The sequence below is a fragment of the Agrobacterium sp. CCNWLW155 genome, assembly GCF_036888815.1.
In the GTDB taxonomy this organism is placed as follows: Bacteria; Pseudomonadota; Alphaproteobacteria; order Rhizobiales; family Rhizobiaceae; genus Agrobacterium; species Agrobacterium radiobacter.
This window is the reverse complement of record NZ_JBAKFW010000047.1, coordinates 1-2,497: the sequence shown is the minus strand read 5'-3', so window position 1 is coordinate 2,497 and position 2,497 is coordinate 1. Positions and strand designations below refer to the sequence as shown.

Annotated in this window: 3 protein-coding genes and 1 pseudogene; 1 reads left to right on the top strand and 3 read right to left on the bottom strand. The window is 53.2% G+C overall.

Going from position 1 to position 2,497, the window contains the following annotated elements; all coding sequences use genetic code 11:
* Nucleotides 1-82 precede the first annotated feature (82 nt).
* Nucleotides 83-827, bottom strand: a pseudogene (locus V6S97_RS28990) (IS5 family transposase).
* 197 nt (nt 828-1,024) lie between these two features.
* Between V6S97_RS28990 and V6S97_RS28985 the strand changes: the two are divergent.
* Nucleotides 1,025-1,303, top strand: a complete 279-nt coding sequence (locus V6S97_RS28985; protein ID WP_020811808.1) for a hypothetical protein — start codon at nt 1,025-1,027, stop codon at nt 1,301-1,303.
* A gap of 227 nt (nt 1,304-1,530) precedes the next feature.
* Here V6S97_RS28985 and V6S97_RS28980 read toward each other — a convergent pair whose 3' ends face one another.
* Nucleotides 1,531-2,001 (bottom strand): hypothetical protein, encoded by a 471-nt coding sequence (locus tag V6S97_RS28980; RefSeq protein ID WP_334428431.1) that lies wholly within the window; start codon nt 1,999-2,001, stop codon nt 1,531-1,533.
* Between the two features lie 75 nt (nt 2,002-2,076).
* Nucleotides 2,077-2,415 (bottom strand): hypothetical protein, encoded by a 339-nt coding sequence (locus V6S97_RS28975; RefSeq protein ID WP_334428430.1) that lies wholly within the window; start codon nt 2,413-2,415, stop codon nt 2,077-2,079.
* Between the last annotated feature and the right edge of the window lie 82 nt (nt 2,416-2,497).

Here is a 2,497-nt window from a genome sequence, read left to right as displayed (position 1 = left end):
ACAGCGACAGCTTGCCGTGAGCAATTGCAAGATGCTTGAGTCGGTGGTGCGCGGCGCGGGCCCCGTTACAGCATCTCGTTGATCACAGCCAGAAGATGACGGTTGCGGCCAGAGCGAGGGCGGAGAAGAAGACAGTCGGACATCGGTCGTACCGGGTGGCGACGCTGCGCCAATCCTTGAGGCGACCGAACATGATCTCGATGCGGTTGCGGCGCGTGTATCGACGCTTGTCGTATTTGACCGGCAGGGACCGGGAATGCAGGGTTTAATACCCTTCTGCTGCAGGGCATCCCTGAACCAGTCGGCGTCATATCCACGGTCGGCCAGCATCCACTGCGCCTTGGGCAGATCATCGAGCAGGGCAGCTGCGCCGGTATAATCGCTTATCTGACCGGCGGTTATGAAGAAGCTGAGCGGTCGACCATTCGCATCGGCGAGAGCATGCAACTTCGTGTTCATGCCGCCCTTGGTGCGCCCGATTAACCGCCCAAGCCCCCCTTTTCTAATCGCAGGCTTGAGGCCGTGCGATGCGCCTTCAAATAGGTTGCGTCAATCATGACGGTCTTCGGATCTGCGCTCTCGACGGCAAGACCTTCCATCACCCGGCCAAACACGCCCATAACACCCCAACGCTTCCAACGGTTACAGAGCGTCTTGTGCGGCCCGTACTCCCGGGGTGCATCCCGCCACCGCAAGCCATTGCGATTGACAAAAATGATCCCGCTCAGAACACGGCGGTCATCAACCCGAGGCTTGCCGTGGCTCTTGGGAAAATACGGCGCAAGCCGCGCCATTTGCTCATCTGTCAGCCAATAAAGGTCGCTCATGATCAGTCTCCTTGCGGGGCCTGAACCACATCCGACGCATCAAATCAATGGGTCCTGACCCTAGTCAGATACTGGACGAAAAAATCGACATTGCGTAGTTTTGAACGACAATTACATCCATTTGGCACTTCGTCTCCCACGATTTGATTCAAACCCGGATACGTCGCCGTTTCAACCGATAGCACAGGAGAAACACTTTGCTGATACTTGAGATCGTTATTTTTTCAGCGGCCCTGATCGCGGTTAGCCTTCTGGCTGTACAACAGATTGTTACGCAGGTTCGGGAGTATCGATTCTACAAGAAGAACGGTGGCGATTTTTCTGTCGACAGCGACATGGATCACGTCAGACTTGACAGATCAATGCACTACAACGACCTCCGCCTCACGAACTGGCAGCGATTTTATCTCTTCCGTCCGGCCTGTATCGCCATGCTCGTCTTTTTTTGGGCGATGATGATAGTCTCTCTGCTTTAACTAAAACACCGGACTTCTATGTCAGCAGAATGGCGAAAAAGTTTTCTTCTCCGGAGGCGTTGCTTCATGCATAACAGATCACGCTCGTCGAACATCTCCTAATATGCTGTATAGTTAGGTGTCGTCGTGAAAATGTTGTGCTTAGGTTACCCTTGAGCCGGCCAGCGAACACATTCCCGGCCTCTTCCAGCACATCCATGATCCGCCCTCAGTGGGCTCGCCCGCTATTACCCGATCGTATAGCTCGATGCTACGCAGCGAAGATGCGTGACTGTCGCTTGCGACAAAACACCACTGCCCAGATATTCAGCAAAGCTGTATGAGAATATGTCACTTCGTTCTATCGCCTGGACCAGATTGGTATCACCAAAGACAACGAGGTATTCGTGATCCTCCGGCGCCCAGATCCAGAGATCATGACCTGAAAAATGGGTCAGAAGGCCATAAGGCGAATTTTCAAACAGTGCGTCAAGCACCAACCCTACCGGTTGCGGTGAAAATTGGCGCGGAGGCTGACCGAACTCGTAAGCAGCGAAATCAATCTCGTCACTACCGATACGCGCGGCGACAAGAGCGATTTCCTCCCCGCTTGGAAATTCGGGATAAATCCTCGCCGCGAAATTCCTGTTTCGGATGGCCTGATGATCCAGCGCGCAATCTTTTCCAATGAAGTCTAAAATTACGATAATCCTCTCCAATCGCCGTGGAAGACAATACCACCCGGACCAATATTTTATTGAGACGAAATGACCTCACCACTACAAGTAACTGGCTCATTTGGAATCCCTCACAAAGGTTTCAATCGCGCTCCGGGACAACGATAAAACACGGCCCGCAGAGAAACGCTCGATAGGACCGGCAGCTTTATCCTCGCTATTGAAAGCCAGATCGAAAGTGGAAGCGAATATCCGCGCCCATCCCTCATCATAGGTGGCACCTCCAACATAAATGACGCTCATCGAGGGCCAACTCACCTGCTTTTTGGTTTCCGGATCGGCTACCTCAGCACTGCCAGTTAAAACCTCCCGAGTTTTAAGGGGCGGGGCGTTGCTGCCAGAAGGAGATTGAAACTTAAAACTGTAGGTTCCGCTCTCAGGGTAAACAAAATCCACGATAGTGAACCGCCCCGGCTTTACCGGAGACCGTTTGGTTTAAGTTATGCGGCCATGGCTGGCGCGTCCAGCATGGCGTAAT